This is a genomic window from Streptomyces xylophagus, from assembly GCF_000716435.1.
GTDB classification, from domain to species: domain Bacteria; phylum Actinomycetota; class Actinomycetes; order Streptomycetales; family Streptomycetaceae; genus Streptomyces; species Streptomyces xylophagus.
On the sequence record NZ_JNWO01000007.1, the window covers coordinates 975524 to 993225 of the forward strand.

A 17702-nucleotide genomic window follows, 5' to 3' on the forward strand; every position below is an offset into this window, starting at 1 on the left:
CAGGGAACTTCGCTGCACGGACTGCCTAGTTGAGGGCGTCCGAGGGATCGGTCAGCCAGTACGTGGTGGTCAGGGAGCTGTCGATCCAGACGCCCTTGGCCGGCAGCGCGACCTTGACGCCGGAGCCCAGGAAGTCGAGCGCGCGGTTCTGGAAGATCACCGAGAGGGTCTTCGCGGTGTAGCCGCCGGTGCCGCTGCCGTCGGCGGCGGAGAGGAGGACGCCCGCGTAGCCCGACTGTCCGGGGCGGAGCGTGGTGACCGCCTGCGGCTGCGTGTCCTTGTCGACCGGAGGCACGGCCTGGGCGTCCTGGAAGTTCAGGGCCGGGTAGCCGTACAGGTAGCAGGTCTTGGAGCCGGTGTTCTTGACGGCCAGCAGCAGGTGGTTCAGCGGACGCGACACGGTCTGCGCGGTGACCCTGGTGTTGGCGCCGGTGCAGGTGACGATGCCCGAGGTCGTCTTGGCCCCGGTGGACCCCTTGGAGGTGCTGCCGCCGCTGCCCGACGTCGAGACGGCCGCGTCCGTACCGGAGGCCGCTGCCCCGGTGCCCGTGTCCGTCTTGGTGCCCCCGGTGTTCCCCTCGGGGGTCGCGGTCGAGGAGTTGTCGGTGACGACGGTCGGGGTGCTCTTGGCCCCCGTGTCCGTGCTGGTTCCGCAGGCGGTCAGTGCGAGTGAGGCGGCCGCGGCGAAGGTCGCGGTGAGAAGTGCCGAACGGCGGCGGAAGGCAATGTTGGACATGATCGGGTTCCCCCTGAGTGCGGTGCCGGAAGGCGAGCCACCCGGTTCGTGGTGGGTCTCGCTGCGAACAACCGCAGCTTGCGCGGTGATCCGTCCCAGCCGCCAGGACAGTCGGGGGAAACGGGAAGCTGGAACGCTCATACAGGGCCTGACCTGCTGGAACGCACCGCCCCTGGAACGCGGGGGTGGGACGGGCACCGGCCGTTGGAACGGTCCGACCGGTGCCCGTGCCGCACGCTCAGCAGTAGAGGTTGGCCCCCGGGGTGGTCCCCAGGATCGAGGTGAACCGCTGGTAGGCGTCCACGCGGCTCTGCACCTGGGCGGGGCTCTTGCCGTCGCACTCGATCGAGCCGTTGATGCTGCGGATGGTCTGGCCGAAGCCGGCGCCGTTGACCATCGCGTTGTGCGGGGTCATGCTGCCGGGGCCGCTCTGGGTGTTCCAGTACCAGAGCGCGGTCTTCCAGGCCACGGCCGAATCGTTCTGCACCAGCCACGGGTTGCCCAGGAGGTCGATGCCGAGCGCGTCACCGGCGGCCTTGTAGTTGAAGTTCCAGCTCAGCTGCAGCGGACCGCGCCCGTAGTAGGCGGACTGACCGGCCGGACAGCCGTACCACTGGCTCCAGTCGCAGTACGTCGGGTAGTTGGCGGTGTTCTGCTCGACGATGTACACCAGCCCGCCGGTCTCGTGGCTGACGTTGGCGAGGAAGGCGGCGGCCTCCTGCTTCTTCGTGGTGTCACTGCCGGTGGTCGCGAAGCCGGGGTAGGCGCTGAGCGCGGCGGTGAGACCGCTGTACGAGTAGAAGGAGTTCCGGCTCGGGAACATCTGGTTGAACTGCGCCTCGCTCACCACGAAGTTCCCGACGGGCGTGGAGCCGCCGTCGCAGGCGTACGGCTCCCAGTACCAGGTGCTGACGACGGGGTCGTAGCCAGGGTTGTCGTGCTCGGCGATGTACGCCTTGCCGTCCGTGTAGCGGACGATGTTGCCGGTGACGTACGACTTGCCCGCCACCCAGTTGGGATAGCTGGAACACGCGGCGGCGGACGCGGACGCGGCCGGAAGGACCACGGGCGTCAGGCTTCCGAGAACGATGGCGGTCAGTACTGCTGAGATGCGGCGTCTCAACACAGGGTTCAACTCCTCTGTGGAGCACGGCCGTACCCCGCCGAGGGCAGGGCGAAGCAGAGCCTTGTGCGCACGGGCCGGTCGGACCGGTCACGGCGTGGGGGGCGGCCGTGGTGGGGGATGACGCCACCGACTGAACCGTATTGGTCTGTACCAGTCAAGGGTGTAGACCAGTCAACCCCACATCCGAGCCACCGAGTTGCGACCGGCCCGCGCTGCGTCGGCCTGCCTCACCTGTGCAAGGTCGTCACCTCCAGGGCCGGGTCGTCGGCGATCTGTGCCTGCGTGAAGCGTTCGGTGACCCACTGCTTGCGCGAGAAGAGGCGGGTCTGGTCCGAGAAGTGGGGCGAGGACGGGTTCGCCGACTCGCCGTAGGTGAGCAGGGTGTGGGCACGGGGCCCGTCCGGGGTCAGTTCGACGGTCATCAGGAAGCTGGTGCCGAAGGCTCCGGCGGTCGGGGTGCCGGTGCCCGAGTCGGGGCTCGCCTCCACGACGTCGAAACAGCCCGCGTCGCAGCCGGGCAGCGGAATGCCGTCCCACTTCTGTACGGCGCCGAGCTCGACGTCGACGGGGAGGTCACGGGCCGCGAACTCCTGGACGGCGTCGGCCAGGGCGCGCTGGACGCGCGGGTCCTCGCCCTTGAACCCTCTTGGTGTGGTGAGGGGTTGGGCGGGGTCGTAGGGGACGCGGCGCCAGGTGTCGGGCGGGCCGCCGTCGAGGAGGCGGTTGTAGAACGTGCTCCAGAGCACGATGCCCCGGCTGGTGGTGTCGGCGCGGGTGTCCCAGCGGGCGAGGGTCGCGCAGGCCTGCGTCACGTCGACCTGCGTGCCGTCCGTGGCCGTCAGGCTCGGGTGAGCGCGGCACAGGGCGACGATGTCGTCGCGGCCCGTCTCGGCGGACAGGACGCGGTTGCCGAGCATCGACGCGCGCAGGGTGGCCTCGGTGAAGCCCGGGGCGCCCAACCCGTCCGTGCCGTCCCGGCGTTCGGCGATCATGCGGAGTCCGAGCTGGGCCCGCCCGTCGAGGTGGGGGTCGGTGTCGTACACGCCCGGGAGGCCGGTGATCGGCGCCTCCGGGTTGACGTACTGGGGGCCGTTGTTGGAGTTGGCGACGTAGTCGGTGCGGCTCGACTTCGGTTGGTGGGAGGGTCCGTAGACGCCCGGCACGAGCGCGTCGGGGTCGCTGCCCCAGGCGCAGGCGGACCGGGAACCGTCCAGGGCGGTGGGCCCCTCGTCGTTCGCGAGGGTGCACTGGGCGAGTTGGGCGTCCGTGAGGTGCGGGACGGCCGACGAGTCGGTGAAGTAGGTGCCACCGCCGGTGTCGGCCGCGAGGGTGTAGGTCCAGGGAATGCCCTGGAACTCGTCCTGGGCGGCGCGGAGTTGGGCGAGGTTCCGGGCCTTGCCCATGGCCAGCCAGGTGTTCATGGAGCGCAGGTTGTCGGCGTTGGCGTCACGGATCGCGTAGGCGGTGGTCGTGCTCCAGCCGGAGGACAGAACGGGGCCGAAACGCGAGGTGTACAGGGTCCGTTCGACGGTCGACAGCTCGCCGTTCGCGTCGCGGACGGTGACCGGGACCGAACGGCGGTCCATCCGCACGGACTTGCCGTCGAGCACGTAGCTGGTCGGGTCGCCGGGGACGAGCTTCAGGGCGTAGAAGGAGGCGTGTTGGGCGTCGCTCGCGGTGTGCGTCCAGGCGAGGGTGCTGTTGTGGCCGATCTCGACCAGCGGAGTGCCGTAGAGGCCGGCGCCGGACACGTCCAGGGTGCCGGGGATCGTCAACTGCACCTGGTAGAACCGGAAGTAGCCGACGGCCCAGGGCAGGTGCGGGTTGGCGAGGACCATGGCGTTGCCACTGCGGGTGGCGTCCCGGCCGAGCGCCCAGCCGTTGCTGCCGACGTCGGCGGAGGCGAGGCCGAGCCCGTCGAGCCCACTCGAAGAGACGGAGGGAGCGGCGGTCGCGCCGGAGGCCGTCGGAGGTTTCGCGTCGCCGATGTCCGGGACCAGCGGCACCGTCTCGGTGACCCTGTTGACGTCGTAGACGACGTTCCAGAGGTCGAGCGCGGTGATCGGGCGCACCCAGGGCTTGCCCTTGCAGCGTGCGTCCGGGAGGTGGGCGACGCCGGTGTCCCGGAGATAGCGGTTGTAGCCGGCGGCGTATCCCTCGACCATGCGGCGAAGCTCCGCAGTCGGCCCCAACGGCGCCTTCTGGGCGAGCAGTCGGCGGACCGTACCCGCGCGCAGCTGTCCGCTGTAGTAGGTGTCGCTCGCGAGGTTGGAGCCCTGCTCCTCGCCTTCGCCGGGCTCCCCGTCGGGCCCGAAGAACCGGGACCGCTCACCCCGCAAGGTCACCACGTGGTCGGCGAGATCGCACACGTTGTCCTGCGCGAACGCGTACCCGTAGCCGTAGCCGAGCCCGTCGAAGTCCTGGGCCAGGATGTGGGGTACGCCGTACGAGGTCCGGCTGATGCTGACCGTGTGCCCGTCCTCGGCCAGTGTCGCGTCGGACGCGGACGCGGGTAACGCGGCCACGGCGCCCGAGGTGAGACAGAGGACGGCCGCAATGGTCGCCAACTTGCCTTTCAGAGATCTCTTATGACGTTTCGTCAGTTCTCCGGGTTCATCCATGGCCGCCACCCTTCAGGGTGCGGTGACGGGCGGCATCGGGCCCGCGGCGGATATCCGGGCCGCGCGTCAGTCTCAGGATGTAGGCCTTGAGGCTCGCCGGGCGGCCGGACGGCCGAAGGCTCAATTCAGACATCGGAGACTCAAACGCGGCCGATGCGCACCGGCCCCGGGGCATGGTCAACTGTGCCGCACGAGGGGCCGTCGTCGACGCCGTCCCCTCCGTCCCGGACGAGACGAAAGGTTCAGCCCAGTGAGCTTCAGAATCCAGCCGACCGCGCAGGTCGACGAGACGGCCGCGGTCGGTGACGGGACGACGGTCTGGGATCTGGCCCAGATCCGGGAGGACGCCCGGCTGGGCACGGGATGCATCGTGGGCCGGGGAGCGTACGTCGGCCCGGGAGTGCGGATCGGCGACAACGTGAAGCTCCAGAACTACGCCTTGGTATACGAACCCGCGGTGCTCGGCGACGGGGTGTTCGTGGGTCCGGCGGCGGTGCTCACCAACGACTACTTCCCCCGCTCGGTGGACCCGCAGGGCCGGCTGAAGCGCGGTGACGACTGGCAGGCCGTGGCGGTGGTGGTGGCCGAGGGGGCGTCGCTGGGGGCCCGTTCGGTGTGTGTGGCGCCGGTGCGCGTCGGGCGGTGGGCGCTGGTCGCGGCGGGTGCCGTGGTGACCCGGGACGTGCCGGACTTCGCGCTCGTGGCCGGGGTTCCGGCGCGCCGGATCGGCTGGGTCGGCCGCGCCGGCGTGCGGCTGGTCGAACGAGAAGGCGAGCCGGGCGGCTGGGAGTGTCCCGAGACGGGCGAGCTGTACGACGAGAAGGACGGCGAGCTCGTCGAGCGCGTTTGACTCCTGTCTCTCTCAAAACGCTATTCATCGAACATCTACCGGCATAACATGTGTGCGATCTGTGCAGACCAGGCACAATGAGCGCACAGACCAGTCGTGCCCAGGGGGGTTACCGGGTGGGGGACACCTGTGCCTGAAGCGAGGAGCGGCAACCGCTCCGACGTCTGACATCTTCCATCTGCCTTGAGCCGAGCGCCCGTTCGCGCCGCGGCGATCATCAGTCTGTCCACAACACGGGACCCACAGGGGGGTTGGTGTGTCCGAACGATGACCATCACACGTCTGGCCGCGCTCGGTCATGAGGATCCGCCGCTGCTGGCGCTCGCCCAACGACTGCTAGCGGTCGCCGAGTCGGGGCTTCCGTCGATGCTGCTTCCCGGTGGTGAGGCCTTCGCCTTCACCATGGCCGGGCGGCGGGCACCCGACGGTTCCTGGACCTTGGAGCGGCGCGGGACCAGCACCCGGTACGCGGCCATCACCGCGCTCGGGGTCCGGTTCCTCCCCGAGGACCGGCAGCGCGCGGCACTCGGCGGGCGCACCGCCGAGGAGTTCACGGGCCTGCTGATCGAGTCGCTGCCCGCGGTGACCAACCTCGGTGACGCGGCGCTCATCGCCTGGGCCGCCGCCGACACCGAGCATCCCAAACTGTCCGACGCCCTCGCGCAGGTCGACGCCCTGGACGAGGCGAACCGGCCGCAGTACACGGTCGAGGCGGCGTGGGTGCTGTCCGCGCTCGCGGCGGCGCGCGACACGGTCGACGTGGAGGGACGTTTCACCGCGGCCCGCGACCGGCTGCTGCGGGCCCGGATCGGGGACAGCCCGCTGTTCCCGCACGCCACCGGCCCCGGTCTGCTGCCCGGTTACCGGGCCCATGTGAGCTGCTTCGCCGACCAGACGTACCCGCTCCAGGCCCTGGCCCGCGCGCACGCGAGCGGTGACGGGGGCGGCGACCCGGAGGCGCTGGCCGCGGCCGAGGCGTGCGCGGCGCGCATCTGTGAGCTGCAGGGCGACGGCGGGCAGTGGTGGTGGCACTACGACGCGCGCACCGGCGGTGCGGTGGAGGGCTACCCGGTCTACAGCGTCCACCAGCACGCGATGGCGCCGACCGCCCTGTTCGACCTGACCGACGCCGGGGGCTCCGACTTCGGCGCGGCGATCCGCAAGGGCCTGGGCTGGATGACGGACGTGCCCGAACTGGCCGCACGCCCGGAGAAGCAGGAGCCGTTGATCCTCGACGAGCTCGGCGCCACCTGGCGCAAGGTCTACCGGGGCGACCCGAAGAAGGCGGTGCGCGCCGCCCGCGGAGTCACCACCCGGGCCGTTCCGGGCCTGCGGCTGAAGTGGCTGGACCGGGTGTACCCGCCGGTCGCCGTGGACCGCGAATGCCGGCCGTACGAGTTCGGCTGGATGCTGCACGCCTGGCAGGGGGGCCGGATATGACGGAGCGTCAGACTCTGTTCGGGGTCGAGCTGGACCCGCTGACCATGGACGAGACCGTCGAGCGCTGCCTCGAAGCGGTGCGGGACGGAAGACAGTTGGAGATCGGGGTGGTCAACGCCGCGAAGCTGGTGAACATGCGGCGCGACCAGCGGCTCGCCGACGCCGTGGCCGGCTGCGATCTCGTCCTCGCCGACGGACAGGCCGTGGTCTGGGCCGGCCGGGTGCTGCGCGCCCCGCTGCCCGAACGGGTCGCGGGCATCGACCTGTTCCTGCGCCTGCTGGCCGAGGCGGAGTCGGCGGGCATGTCGGTGTACTTCCTCGGCGCCAAGGAGGAGGTGCTGGACCAGATGCTGCTCCGGGTGGCCGACCGCTTCCCCGGCCTCAAGGTGGCGGGCAGCCGCAACGGCTACTTCGACGACTCCCAGCAGGAGTCCATCGCGGACGACATCGCGCGCAGCGGCGCCCAGATGCTGTTCCTCGGCATGACCTCGCCGAAGAAGGAGATCTTCACCGCCGCGCACGGCGCCCGCACCGGCGCCCGTGTCGTGCACGGGGTCGGCGGCTCCTTCGACATCCTGGCCGGGGTCACCAAGCGGGCCCCCGAGACCTGGCAGCGCTGGGGAGTCGAGTGGCTCTACCGCGCGCTGCAGGAGCCGCGCCGCCTCGGCCGGCGCTATCTGACCACCAACGCAGCCTTCCTTCTCATGACGGCCCGCGAGCTGATCCGGCTCACCCCGTCACCCACGCCCGTGAACAGGAGCCGTTGATGCGCGTCGTCGTGGTGGGACAGGGATACGTCGGCCTGCCGCTGGCCGTCCGCGCCGCCGAGGTCGGACACGAGGTGGTCGGCTACGACGTCGACGCCCGGCGGATCAAGAGCCTGGCCGCCGGTGAGTCCTTCGTCGAGGACGTCTCCTCCGAGCGGATCCGTGCGGCGCTGGACAGCGGTGCCTATCGCCCGAGCGAGTCGGCGCGCGACTGCGGCGGTTTCGACATCGCCGTCGTGACGGTGCCGACCCCGCTGCACGAGGGCACCCCCGATCTGCGGTACATACGGGAGTCGGCGGTCACCCTCGCCCGCTATCTCCGCCCGGGAGCCACCGTCGTCCTGGAGTCGACGACCTATCCCGGCACCACCCAGGAGCTGTTCGCGCCGATCCTGGAGGAGGGTTCGGGCCTGACCGCGGGCAAGGACTTCCACCTGGGCTACAGCCCGGAGCGGATCGACCCCGGGAACGCCGTATGGGGTTTCAAGGAGACCCCGAAAGTGGTGTCCGGTGTCAACGAGTCGTCCCTGAAGGCGGTTCAGGACTTCTACGGCCAACTCGTCGACACCACCGTGCCGGTGAACTCGCCGAAGGAGGCCGAGCTCGCCAAGCTGCTCGAGAACACCTTCCGGCATGTGAACATCGCCCTGGTCAACGAGATCGCGATGTTCGCCCACCACCTGGACATCGACGTCTGGCAGGCCATCGACGCCGCCTCCTCCAAGCCCTTCGGCTTCATGAAGTTCACGCCCGGACCGGGCGTCGGCGGTCACTGCCTGCCGATCGACCCCTCGTACCTGTCGTGGCGGGTGCAGCGCGAACTCGGCCAGAGCTTCCGCTTCGTGGAGCTGGCCAACGACATCAACAACCACATGCCGGAGTACGTGACCCGCCGTATCAGCGACTTGTTCAACGAGAGACGCCGGTCGGTGAACGGCTCGCGCATCCTGCTGCTCGGCCTGGCGTACAAGAAGAACACCGGTGACGCCCGCGAGTCGCCCGCCCTGCGTATCTCCCAACTCCTCCTCGACATGGGGGCCCAGGTCAGGGCGGCCGACCCGCACGTGGTCGAAAGCCTGCCGGTGGACGCCCGGTTGGTGCGGGTCGAGCCCGGTCCGGAGGAGCTGGCCGCCGCCGACGTGGTGGTCCTGCTCACCGACCACGACGCCTTCGACTACGAACTCGTCACCGAACACGCCCCCTTCGTCCTCGACTGCCGGCGGCGGCTGGCGGCCGGACCCACGATCGAGGTGCTCTGAAGCATGCCGCGCATCGTCTGCGTAGCCGGGGCGCGCCCCAACTACATGAAGATCAAACCGGTGATGGACGCCCTGGAGGCCCGGGGCGCCGAGGTGATCCTCGTCCACACCGGCCAGCACTACGACCCGGCCATGAACGACGTGTTCTTCGCCGACCTCGGCATCCGGCCGCCCGACCGCTACCTCGGCGTCGGCTCCGGCAGCCACGCCGAGCAGACCGGACGGGTGATGACCGCGTTCGAACCGCTCCTGGCCGAGGTGTCCCCGGACATCGTCGTCGTGGTCGGCGACATCAACTCCACCCTGGCCTGCGCCCTGGTCACCGCCAAGGCCGGCCCCCTGCTGGCCCATGTCGAGGCGGGTCTGCGCAGCCGCGACTGGAGCATGCCGGAGGAGGTCAACCGGGTCGCCACCGACCGGGTCAGCGACTATCTGCTGGCCCCCTCCCCCGACGCCACCGAGAACCTGCGCGCCGAGGGGTACCGGGACGACCAGATCCACCTCGTCGGCAACGTCATGATCGACACGCTGCTGGCCAATCTGGAACGGGCCAGGGCCTCGGACATCCTCGATCGATACGGCCTGACCAAGGGCGAGTTCGGCCTGGTCACCCTGCACCGGCCCGCCAACGTGGACGACCCCGAGGTCCTCACCGGGCTGCTGAAGGCTCTCGGCGAGATCGCCGGCCGCTGTCCGCTCGTGCTGCCGGTGCACCCGCGCGCGGCCGGAAAGCTGGCCGACATCGGCGTCCCCGGCGGCATCCGGCTCGTACCGCCCGCCGGCTACCTGGACTTCATCGCCCTGCAGGACTCCGCCCGTGTCGTCCTGACCGACTCCGGCGGCATCCAGGAGGAGACGACCGCGCTGGGCGTGCCGTGCGTGACCCTGCGGGACAACACCGAGCGGCCCATCACCGTCGAGCAGGGCACCAACGTGCTGGCCGGGCGGGATCCGGCGCGCATCGTGGCCACCGTGAACCGCGTCCTGGACGCCCCGCCCGCGCCGCGCCGCCCCGACCTGTGGGACGGGCGCGCGAGCGACCGTATCGCCGACGTGCTGCTGGAGGGCGGCACCGCGAGCACCCGGCCGAGACCCACCGACCACCCCCGAGCCGAGGATCGAACGTTCCCCATATGATCCGCCTGCAACATATGCTCGTCGAACACCAGGTCACCAGGGGGGACCACCATGGATCTCGCTGAGATCTCCCGGGTCATGCGCAGGCGCTGGTACGTCCTGCTGCCAGGACTGCTGCTGACCGTGGGCCTGATGGTCGCCGTGCGGCTGATGGTCCCGGTCACCTACCAGTCGCAGAGCACGGTGGTTCTGCTGAACTCCCAGAAGGCCACGGTCGCCTACGACGGCAACCCCTTCCTCAGCACGCAGACCTCGCTCACCGGCATGGCCGACAGCCTGGCCCGCAACCTCAACTCCGACGGCTCGATCCGGGACCTCAAGTCCCGTGGCGCCAAGGGCACGTTCGAGGCCAAGCTCGCCGACAACGCGCAGGGTCCGCTGATGTGGCTCACCGTGACCGGCACCGACAAGGCCTCCGTCCTGGCCTCGGACAAGATCCTCACCGCGTACGCCAAGGAGCGGCTGGAGCAGTTCCAGGAGCAGCAGTCGGTGGCCCCGAAGGCCATGATCCAGATGACGACCATCGTGCCTCCGCAGATCCCGGTGGCGCAGACCAAGACCCGGCTCGAGTACCTGGTCATGGCCGGCGCCCTGGGCCTGGTGCTCAGCCTGGTCGTCACCTTCTACGCGGAGGCGCGCCGGCGCTCGCGCACACCGGTGCCGGCCGAGGAGCCCGCCGAGCCGGTGACCGCCCCCGCCCCCGAGCCGACGGCCGAGGAACCGCTCATGGACCAGACGATCGCCCTGCGGACACCGCCGGCCTGGTCCCGGTCCGCCGAGAGCAGGTCCGCCGCAGAGCCGAGGACGGGCAGATCCGTCATGACCGTGGCGCCCGCCACCGAGCCGCTCGACGAGGAATCGACTCATGGACACCGTTCGCACACCGGACAGCGGGACCACTGAAGCGAGCGACGCCCCCGCTCCGCCGGCTCCGAACTCCTTTGGCCGGAAGGTCCGTTCAGCGGCCCGCTGGAGCCTCATCAACACCGTGGTCATGCGCCTCGGCAACTTCGCCACCGGCATCCTGCTGGCCCGCTTCGCCCTCGGACCGGCGGAATGGGGCGTCTACGGCATCGCGCAGACCGTCCTCCTGGTGCTGCTCTCCGCGAACGAACTGGGCGTCGGGCTGGCCATCGTCCGCTGGGACGGCGACCCCCGCCGCTTCGCGCCGACCGTCCTGACCCTGGGCACCGTCTCCAGCGGTCTGCTGTACGCGGCGATCTTCGTCTCGGCGCCGACGGTGGCCGGTCTGCTCGGCTCGCCCGGGGCCTCGGACGTCCTGCGCGTGATGTGCCTGTGCCTGGTGATCGACGGGATCGCGCAGGTGCCCGCGGGCTTCCTCACCCGGGAGTTCGCGCAGGGCAAGCGGATGATCATCGACGCGCTGAACTTCGTCCTCAGCACCACCGTGACGCTGGTGCTGGCCTTCGCCGGCTGGGGTGCGATGAGCTTCGCCTGGGGCGCGGTCGCGGGCAACATCGCCGCCCTCGTCGGCTGCGCCCTGGCCGCCCCCGGCATGCTGCGGTTCGGCTGGGACCGCGAACAGGCCCGCGCGCTGCTGAAGTTCGGGCTCCCGCTGGCCGGGGCGAGCCTCCTCGCCCTCGCCGTCGTCAACGTGGACACCATGGTCGTCGGCTCGACCCTCGGGCAGGTCTCCCTCGGTTTCTACGTCCTGGCGTTCAACATGTCCGGCTGGCCGGTGCGCATCATCTCCGAGGCGGCCCGCCGCGTCTCCTTCGCCGGCTTCTCCCGCCTCGCCGACTCCCCGCAGGCCCTCGCCCAGGGTTTCAGCCGCGCCCTCGGAGTCCTGGTCGCCGGCACCGTCCCCCTGTGCGTCCTGCTCGCCGGCCTCGCCGGCCCGGTCGTCCAACTCGTCTACGGCAGCCAGTGGTTGCCCGCCGCCAAGGCCCTGCCCTGGCTGATGGCCCTCGGCCTGGTCCGCATCGGCTGCGAACTCGCCTACGACTGTCTCGTCGCCACCGGGCAGCGCCGCTCCCTGATCCTCGTCCAGGGCCTGTGGCTGGTCGCGCTGATTCCCGTCCTGATCGTCGGCGCCCGGCTCCACGGCATCGTCGGCGTCTCCCAGGCCCACGTCCTGGTCGCCGTCGGCCTCGTCGTCCCCGTCTTCCTCTACGCGCTGGGCCGGGCCGGGATCGGTCTGGCCCCCATCGCCAGGGCCTGCGCCTGGCCCCTGTTCGGGGGAGCCGTGATGGCGCTGGTGCTGCTCGGCGCGAAGCACCTCCTCGGCGACGGCACCCTCGCCCTCTTCGCCGTCGGCACGGCCGCGCTGGCCTGCTACGTGGTGTGCGTCCTGCCCGGCCGCCGCCTCCTGTTCGGCTCCCGTACGGCGGAGACCGTATGACGAGGCTGCGCCTCCTGCTCGCCGTCCTGACCCTCGCGCTGGCCACCGCCTGTTCCGGGAGCACCGACCCGTCCCCCGGAGCTCCGCCGCCTGACAGCACGGCGCACGCCGAGACCGCGGCGCCCGGGGAAGCCGGTTTCCCCGACGCCCGCACGACCGGCCCCCGCATCGGACTCACGCCGCACTCCACCGGGAACCTGAGCGTCAGGACGGACGGCACCGTCATCAAGGGCTGGGACATCACCGGTTCGCTCGACATCTACGCGGACGACGTGACGATCATCGACAGCAGGATCACCTCCACCAACTGGTGGGGGGTCAACCTGCGCCCAGGCCACAGCGGCCTCCGCGTCCTGCACACCACCCTCACCGCCGTCCCCGGCAAGGGCCCGGACAACGGCGGTGTGGACTACGCCGTCTCCAACATGAGCGAGAGCTCCGTCGAGGTCGGCTGGAGCGACATCTCGGTCTTCGGCAACGCCCTGTCCATGGGCACCGGTTACCTCCACGACAACTACGTCCACGACCTCGTCCCCTTCCGCAACGCGGGCGGCGAGTGGCAGCACACCGACGCGGTGATCAGCGGCGGCAGCAACAAGGGCAAGCTGATCATCCGGCACAACACGCTGCTCAACGCCACCCCCGTCGACAAGGGAGCCTCCGCCGCCATCGGCCTGTTCGCCGACACCGGCCCCGTCTCCCACACCGTCGTCGACGACAACCTGCTGGCCGGCGGCGCGTACGCCCTCTACGGGGGCGGCCCGGGCGCCACCGGCATCAAGGTCACGAACAACGTCTTCTCCCGCCGGTACCACCGCAACTCCGGCGTCTACGGAGCCGTCACCGCCTGGAACGCCGGCGGTGCGGGCAACGTCTGGCGCGGCAACCGGTTCTCCGACGGCACCCCGATCACCCCCGCGCCGGCCGGCTGAGGAAGAGGATCATGCGACGCATCGCCCGCGCCCCCTGGGAACTCCTCAAGCGCGCCTTCGGCTGGCTCGTCCTCTTCGAGCTGCGCAACAAGGTCCTCCTCGCCCCCTCCGCGCTACGGCTCCACCGCCTCGAAACCGCCGAGACCCGCCGTCTCTCCGCCGCGACCACCGTCCCCGAGGCCCTCGTCGCCACGGTCATCGCGACGCACCGCCGCCCCGACGCACTCCGGGCAGCGATCCGCTCGGCCCTGGCACAGACGGTCCGCGACCAGGTCGTCATCGTCGTCGACGACGGCGCCGGTCTCCCCGAACTCCCGGACGATCCACGGCTGTTCGCCGTCTCGCTGGCACGCAACACCGGCGTGGCGGGCGTGGTGCGCAATGTGGGCATCCGGCTCACCCGCTCGCGGTACGTCGCCTTCCTGGACGACGACAACCTGTGGGAACCCGACCATCTGGAACGGGCGTTGGCGGTCCTGGGGTCCCCCGGCGGACCCGACGGCGTCTACACGGCACTGCGCCGCGTCCTGCCGGACGGTACCGAACGGGACGTCCTGTCCGTGCCGTTCGACCGCCGCCGGTCCGCCCGCGAGGCCTTCCTGGACACCAACGCGTTCGTCGCCCGGCGCGACCGCGCCCTGCACTTCAGCCGACTGCGGCGGACACCGAAGGTGCTACCGCGAGAGGACTGGGAGCTGATCCGCCGGTACAGCCGCAAGCACAGCGTGCGCCATGTGCCGCACCCGACCGTGCGGTACCTGGTGAACCCCGGGAGTTTCTACACCACTTGGTCCGGCTGAGGGCCCGGAGCGGCACGCAGGGCACCCGGCGTGAGCAAGGCGGTCGCCGCCGCACGGCTGGCCTTCCTGCCGAGGGCGGCCCGTGACGCCTCGCGCAGGAACACGGCACCTCGGAAGCACGCCGTCGCGAGGGCCCCGTGGCGACGCCCGTACAGGCGTACGCGGTTGAGGGTGAGCAGGGTCCAGAGGCGGGGCGAGACCCGGGAGTCGCCGCCCAGGTGAACGGCCTCGGCGCTCGGCTCCAACTGGGTGGCGTGTCCCAAGTCCCGTGCCCGCAGGCAGTATTCGGTCTCCTCCGAGTAGAGGAAGAAGGACTCGTCCCAAGGACCGCACGCGGCAAGGCAGTTCGCCGAAATCGCCATCAGCGCACCGGTCGCCCAGTCCGCGCGGGTGGGCTGTCGATACGCGGCGGGGTCGGTGACCAACTCGCTCAGCCACGGGAAGCGCCCGGCCCGCCGGTTGCCGATCACGGCTTCGCCGAGCGCCCGGAGCACGCTCGACTCGCGGCGCAGCGAGTGCAGGGGCGCCTCCCGGCCGTCCTCGTAGAGAAGGGGGACGGCGATGCCCACGTCGCCGTCGAGCCGGTCGACGAGGCGTTTGGCGCAGCCCTGCCGCATCCGGATGTCGGGGTTGCAGACCAGGACGGCCTCGTGGCCGCCCTCCCACTCCCCCGCCGCCGCCAGCGCCGCGTTGACGCCCGCCGCGTATCCGGCGTTGCGCCCGGTCCGCACGACCGTGGCGTCGGGGGCCAGTTCGCGCAGGACCTCGACGGTGTCGTCGGCGGAGTCGTTGTCGGCGACGACGAGCCGCCAGTCGAGGCCCGCCATGCCGTCCGGGAGCGCGGCGAGGAACCCGGGGAGCACCTTGGCGCTGTTCCAGGTGACGGCTATGACGGCGACGGGGCTCAACGGGACTCCACGAGTTGACGGAGCGAGGCTTCGGGGGTGTCACGAGGGGCTTGGAGGGCGACGGCGGCGGCCGCCTCGCGCCGGAGGAAGCCCAGATAGCTGCCCCCCGCCCCGAGCAGCAGGAAGAACATGCCGGCGAACATGGGGAAGCTGAGCGAGTCGAAGGTGGCGCTGATGACCAGGGCGACCAGGGACGAGGCGAAGAAGGCCTGCCCCAGCTCGCGGTCGGACTCGGTGCGGGCCAGCCGCCGGATGCCGCCGCCGTGGTGGATGCCGGTGATGAACAGGGTGAACAGGGCGACGAGCCCGAGCACGCCCATCTCGGCGGCGGTCAGCATGTACTGGTTGTCCGTGAAGAAGTACAGGTCCGGTGTGAAGGTGCCGAACCCCCGCCCGAACAGGGGGTGTTCCTTCAGATAGGGCACGATCGCGCTGTACTTGACCGTGCGGGCCTGGGTGCTGCTGTCGGAGTTGGACAGGAACGACGCGAACAGGCCCGTGATGGTCCCGATCAGCCCGGGGATGAGCACCTTGAAGACGGCCACGGAGGCCGTCATCACCCCGAGCGCGGTCCAGCGCCGGGCCGGCTTCCAGCGCGGCACCATCACCAGGGCGACCAGCAGGATGCCGATGATCGAGGTCCGCGACACCGTCAGGGGCAGTGCGCCGGCCATGAGCAGCACCGGTGCCCAGCGGCGCCACGCGCGGAGGTGGCGGCGTACCGGATCGAGGGCCTGCTGGATCGCGAAGGGCAGCAGGATCGCCAACATGCCGCCGAACTCCAGCGGTTGGGCGGTGGTGGACCGGGGCCGGGTGAAGGAACCGCGGTCCAGGGTGGTCACCTGGGCCACGCTGTTCTGCAGGCCGGGGATGTGGATGGAGTCGGCGATGTTGGTGGCCGCGAAGAAGTCGTAGAAGCCGATCGCGGCGACCACGGCGCCCATCACGACCACCCGGCGCATCAGCACGTCGAGCCGGCTCCGGTCCTGTACGCCCGCCGAGGTCAGGACGACCAGGGACACCCACACCAGGAAGCCGATGAGCCCCCGGTCGGCGCCGAGGACTTCCTGGTGCGAGCTCTGGCGCATCGCGTCGGCGACGTACGCGGCCAGGACGGCCGTCCCGAGGACGCACATCGCGACGCGGGCGAGCCGGGTGCCCGGTGCGGGGAGGACGCGGCCGCCGAGCCAGGTCGCGAGGTACCACAACAGGCCGAGCAGGGCGAAGACGTTGGCCGGGGTGCCGACGCCGCCGAGGGCGGGCAGGGCCAGGTTCGAGGGGATGAAGAAGGCCAGCACCAGGTAGACGGTGAGGACGGCGGTGGCGTCGACCCGCCGGTTCAGCGCGCTCACCCGGGTCCGGTTCGGACCACGGGCCTTCTTCGGTCGGGAGGTGACGGTCTTCACGAGGCGGCGTCGGCGGCGGACCACCGCGATGCCCTCCATCAGGATCGACAGCAGGAACGCGCTGACGACGCCCAGGATGACCACGGCCGCGATGTCCTGGTAGCGGCTCTTCGACTTCGCCACCGGGGTCTGCGGCACCACGACCGGCGCCGTCTGCACGGCGTAGGCGGGCGGGACATGGGCGGCGGCCTGCAGGGCGGTCAGCTGTTCACCGGCGAAGGTGGTCAGGGTGTTGGTCTCCTTGAGCACCTTGGCCTGGTCGGTGCCGGTGACGCTCAGCACGAGCAGCGGGCTGTCGCTCGCCGGCGCGAAGCCCGCCGTGTACGCATCGGTGACGCCCCGGCCGCGCAACTCCTTGGCGGCGTCGTCCGATTCGAGGGTCCTGATCAGCACGTCGGCCGTGACGATCAGCGAACCGCCCGCGTTCGAGATGGGGTTGCCGAACGTGGGGGCCAGCCGGGCGACGGCGGAGGAGTCCAGCAGCGCGACCGAGCTCTGCGACTGGTAGGAGACGGGCACTGTCGCGTACAGATAGGCGCCGCCGAGCACGCTGAGCACGGTGAAGGGCACCATGAAGTACCAACGTCGGCGCAGAATGGCCCATATCTCACCAAGGCTCACAAAACCTCCCTCCATTCGGTGGCGTCCCGCCGCGTGTCCTGCCAGTATCGGGGTCGACGGAAGGAACTCACATGTCGCCCGGGAACGTAGCCGACGCGCTGCTCCGCCGCTGGTACGTACTGGTGGTCGCGCTGCTGCTGACGGCCGTCGGCGCGTACCAGGTGGTGCGCCCGACCCCTCAGTACGTCGGCTCCGCGGTGGTCGTCCTCAAGCCGCCGGTGACACAGAACCAGCCCAACCAGTACACGAACCTCCTGCCGCCGCTCGCCGTGGTCTCCTACGGCGTCATCCAGCAGCTGGAATCCCCCGCCGGGGCCAAGGAGTTGAGCGCGGCGGGCGTCCACGGGACCTACCTGCTGATCCCCCGCAACAGCGGCACCAGCGCGACCCCCCGCTATCTGATCCCGTCCCTGCAGGTGCAGTCGCAGACCTCCGACGCCGACGGCGCCACCACGGCCGTACGCCGCATCATCGACGTCTACACGAAGCACGTCGAGGAGTTGCAGACGGCCCAGGGGGTCCCCGCCTACGCACGGATCACCGCCTCCGTGCTGGTCGCCCCGAGCGCCGCCGAGGTGATGGGCGACAAGAGCCGGGGCCTGGCGGGCGTCGCGCTGCTGGGCGCGGCCGGTGGCGTTCTCGGGGCGCTGTGGCTCGACCGGTTCCTGGTGGGCCGCCGCCGGAAGACCGCTGTGGACCACCGGCGCACCGCCGGTCCGGTGCCCGCGGCCGGCTGA

General features: G+C 70.8%; 15 protein-coding genes. 10 read left to right on the forward strand and 5 right to left on the reverse strand.

Translation table 11 applies throughout. The features are described 5' to 3' along the window. Positions 1-25: 25 nt before the first annotated feature. The 3 genes from OO70_RS19245 to OO70_RS19255 all read right to left on the reverse strand — a co-directional run bounded on the left by OO70_RS19245 (position 26) and on the right by OO70_RS19255 (position 4429). Positions 26-736: a DUF4232 domain-containing protein gene (locus OO70_RS19245; protein WP_043672111.1), complete on the reverse strand. Its 711-nt coding sequence runs from the start codon at positions 734-736 to the stop codon at positions 26-28. A gap of 238 nt (positions 737-974) precedes the next feature. Then, positions 975-1862 carry a glycoside hydrolase family 19 protein gene (locus tag OO70_RS19250; RefSeq protein WP_043672115.1) on the reverse strand — a complete coding sequence of 296 codons (888 nt, stop codon included), beginning with the start codon at positions 1860-1862 and terminating at the stop codon, positions 975-977. Between the two features lie 227 nt (positions 1863-2089). Then, positions 2090-4429, reverse strand: a complete 2340-nt coding sequence (locus tag OO70_RS19255; protein WP_078651451.1) for a penicillin acylase family protein — start codon at positions 4427-4429, stop codon at positions 2090-2092. Between the two features lie 304 nt (positions 4430-4733). Between OO70_RS19255 and OO70_RS19260 the strand changes: the two genes are divergently transcribed. The 9 genes from OO70_RS19260 (at position 4734) to OO70_RS19300 (ending at position 14030) form a co-directional block, all read left to right on the forward strand. Continuing rightward, positions 4734-5333 (forward strand): acyltransferase, encoded by a 600-nt coding sequence (locus OO70_RS19260; protein WP_043672118.1) that lies wholly within the window; start codon positions 4734-4736, stop codon positions 5331-5333. Positions 5334-5600: 267 nt separating this feature from the next. After that, a complete protein-coding gene (locus OO70_RS19265; RefSeq protein ID WP_043672121.1) occupies positions 5601-6773 on the forward strand; it encodes a hypothetical protein in 1173 nt (390 codons plus the stop codon). Then, positions 6770-7540 (forward strand): WecB/TagA/CpsF family glycosyltransferase, encoded by a 771-nt coding sequence (locus OO70_RS19270; protein WP_043672124.1) that lies wholly within the window; start codon positions 6770-6772, stop codon positions 7538-7540. Before OO70_RS19265 ends, OO70_RS19270 begins: the two co-directional genes overlap by 4 nt. After that, complete coding sequence (locus tag OO70_RS19275; protein WP_043672126.1) at positions 7540-8799, forward strand: nucleotide sugar dehydrogenase; 1260 nt, start codon at positions 7540-7542, stop codon at positions 8797-8799. The genes OO70_RS19270 and OO70_RS19275 overlap by 1 nt, the downstream gene beginning before the upstream one ends. 3 nt (positions 8800-8802) lie before the next feature. Further along, positions 8803-9936: a non-hydrolyzing UDP-N-acetylglucosamine 2-epimerase gene (gene wecB, locus OO70_RS19280; RefSeq protein WP_043672129.1), complete on the forward strand. Its 1134-nt coding sequence runs from the start codon at positions 8803-8805 to the stop codon at positions 9934-9936. Positions 9937-9987: 51 nt separating this feature from the next. Then, complete coding sequence (locus OO70_RS19285) at positions 9988-10839, forward strand: YveK family protein (protein WP_043672131.1); 852 nt, start codon at positions 9988-9990, stop codon at positions 10837-10839. Further along, positions 10802-12298, forward strand: coding sequence for an oligosaccharide flippase family protein (locus OO70_RS19290; protein WP_043672134.1), 1497 nt, complete (start codon positions 10802-10804; stop codon positions 12296-12298). Before OO70_RS19285 ends, OO70_RS19290 begins: the two co-directional genes overlap by 38 nt. Then, positions 12295-13230 carry a hypothetical protein gene (locus OO70_RS19295; protein WP_043672137.1) on the forward strand — a complete coding sequence of 312 codons (936 nt, stop codon included), beginning with the start codon at positions 12295-12297 and terminating at the stop codon, positions 13228-13230. Before OO70_RS19290 ends, OO70_RS19295 begins: the two co-directional genes overlap by 4 nt. 11 nt (positions 13231-13241) lie before the next feature. After that, a complete protein-coding gene (locus tag OO70_RS19300) occupies positions 13242-14030 on the forward strand; it encodes a glycosyltransferase family 2 protein (protein ID WP_043672140.1) in 789 nt (262 codons plus the stop codon). Here the strand turns inward: OO70_RS19300 and OO70_RS19305 are convergent. Together OO70_RS19305 and OO70_RS19310 are read right to left on the reverse strand one after the other, a co-directional pair. Beyond that, a complete protein-coding gene (locus OO70_RS19305) occupies positions 14009-14938 on the reverse strand; it encodes a glycosyltransferase (RefSeq protein WP_043672142.1) in 930 nt (309 codons plus the stop codon). The two genes, OO70_RS19300 and OO70_RS19305, sit on opposite strands and share 22 nt — an antisense overlap. Then, entirely contained in the window at positions 14935-16965 is a 2031-nt protein-coding gene (locus tag OO70_RS19310; RefSeq protein WP_043672146.1) for an O-antigen ligase family protein, read from the reverse strand. Before OO70_RS19310 ends, OO70_RS19305 begins: the two co-directional genes overlap by 4 nt. 71 nt (positions 16966-17036) lie before the next feature. On the opposite strand from OO70_RS19310, the gene OO70_RS19315 reads away from it, so the two are divergent. After that, a complete protein-coding gene (locus OO70_RS19315; protein WP_043672149.1) occupies positions 17037-17702 on the forward strand; it encodes a hypothetical protein in 666 nt (221 codons plus the stop codon).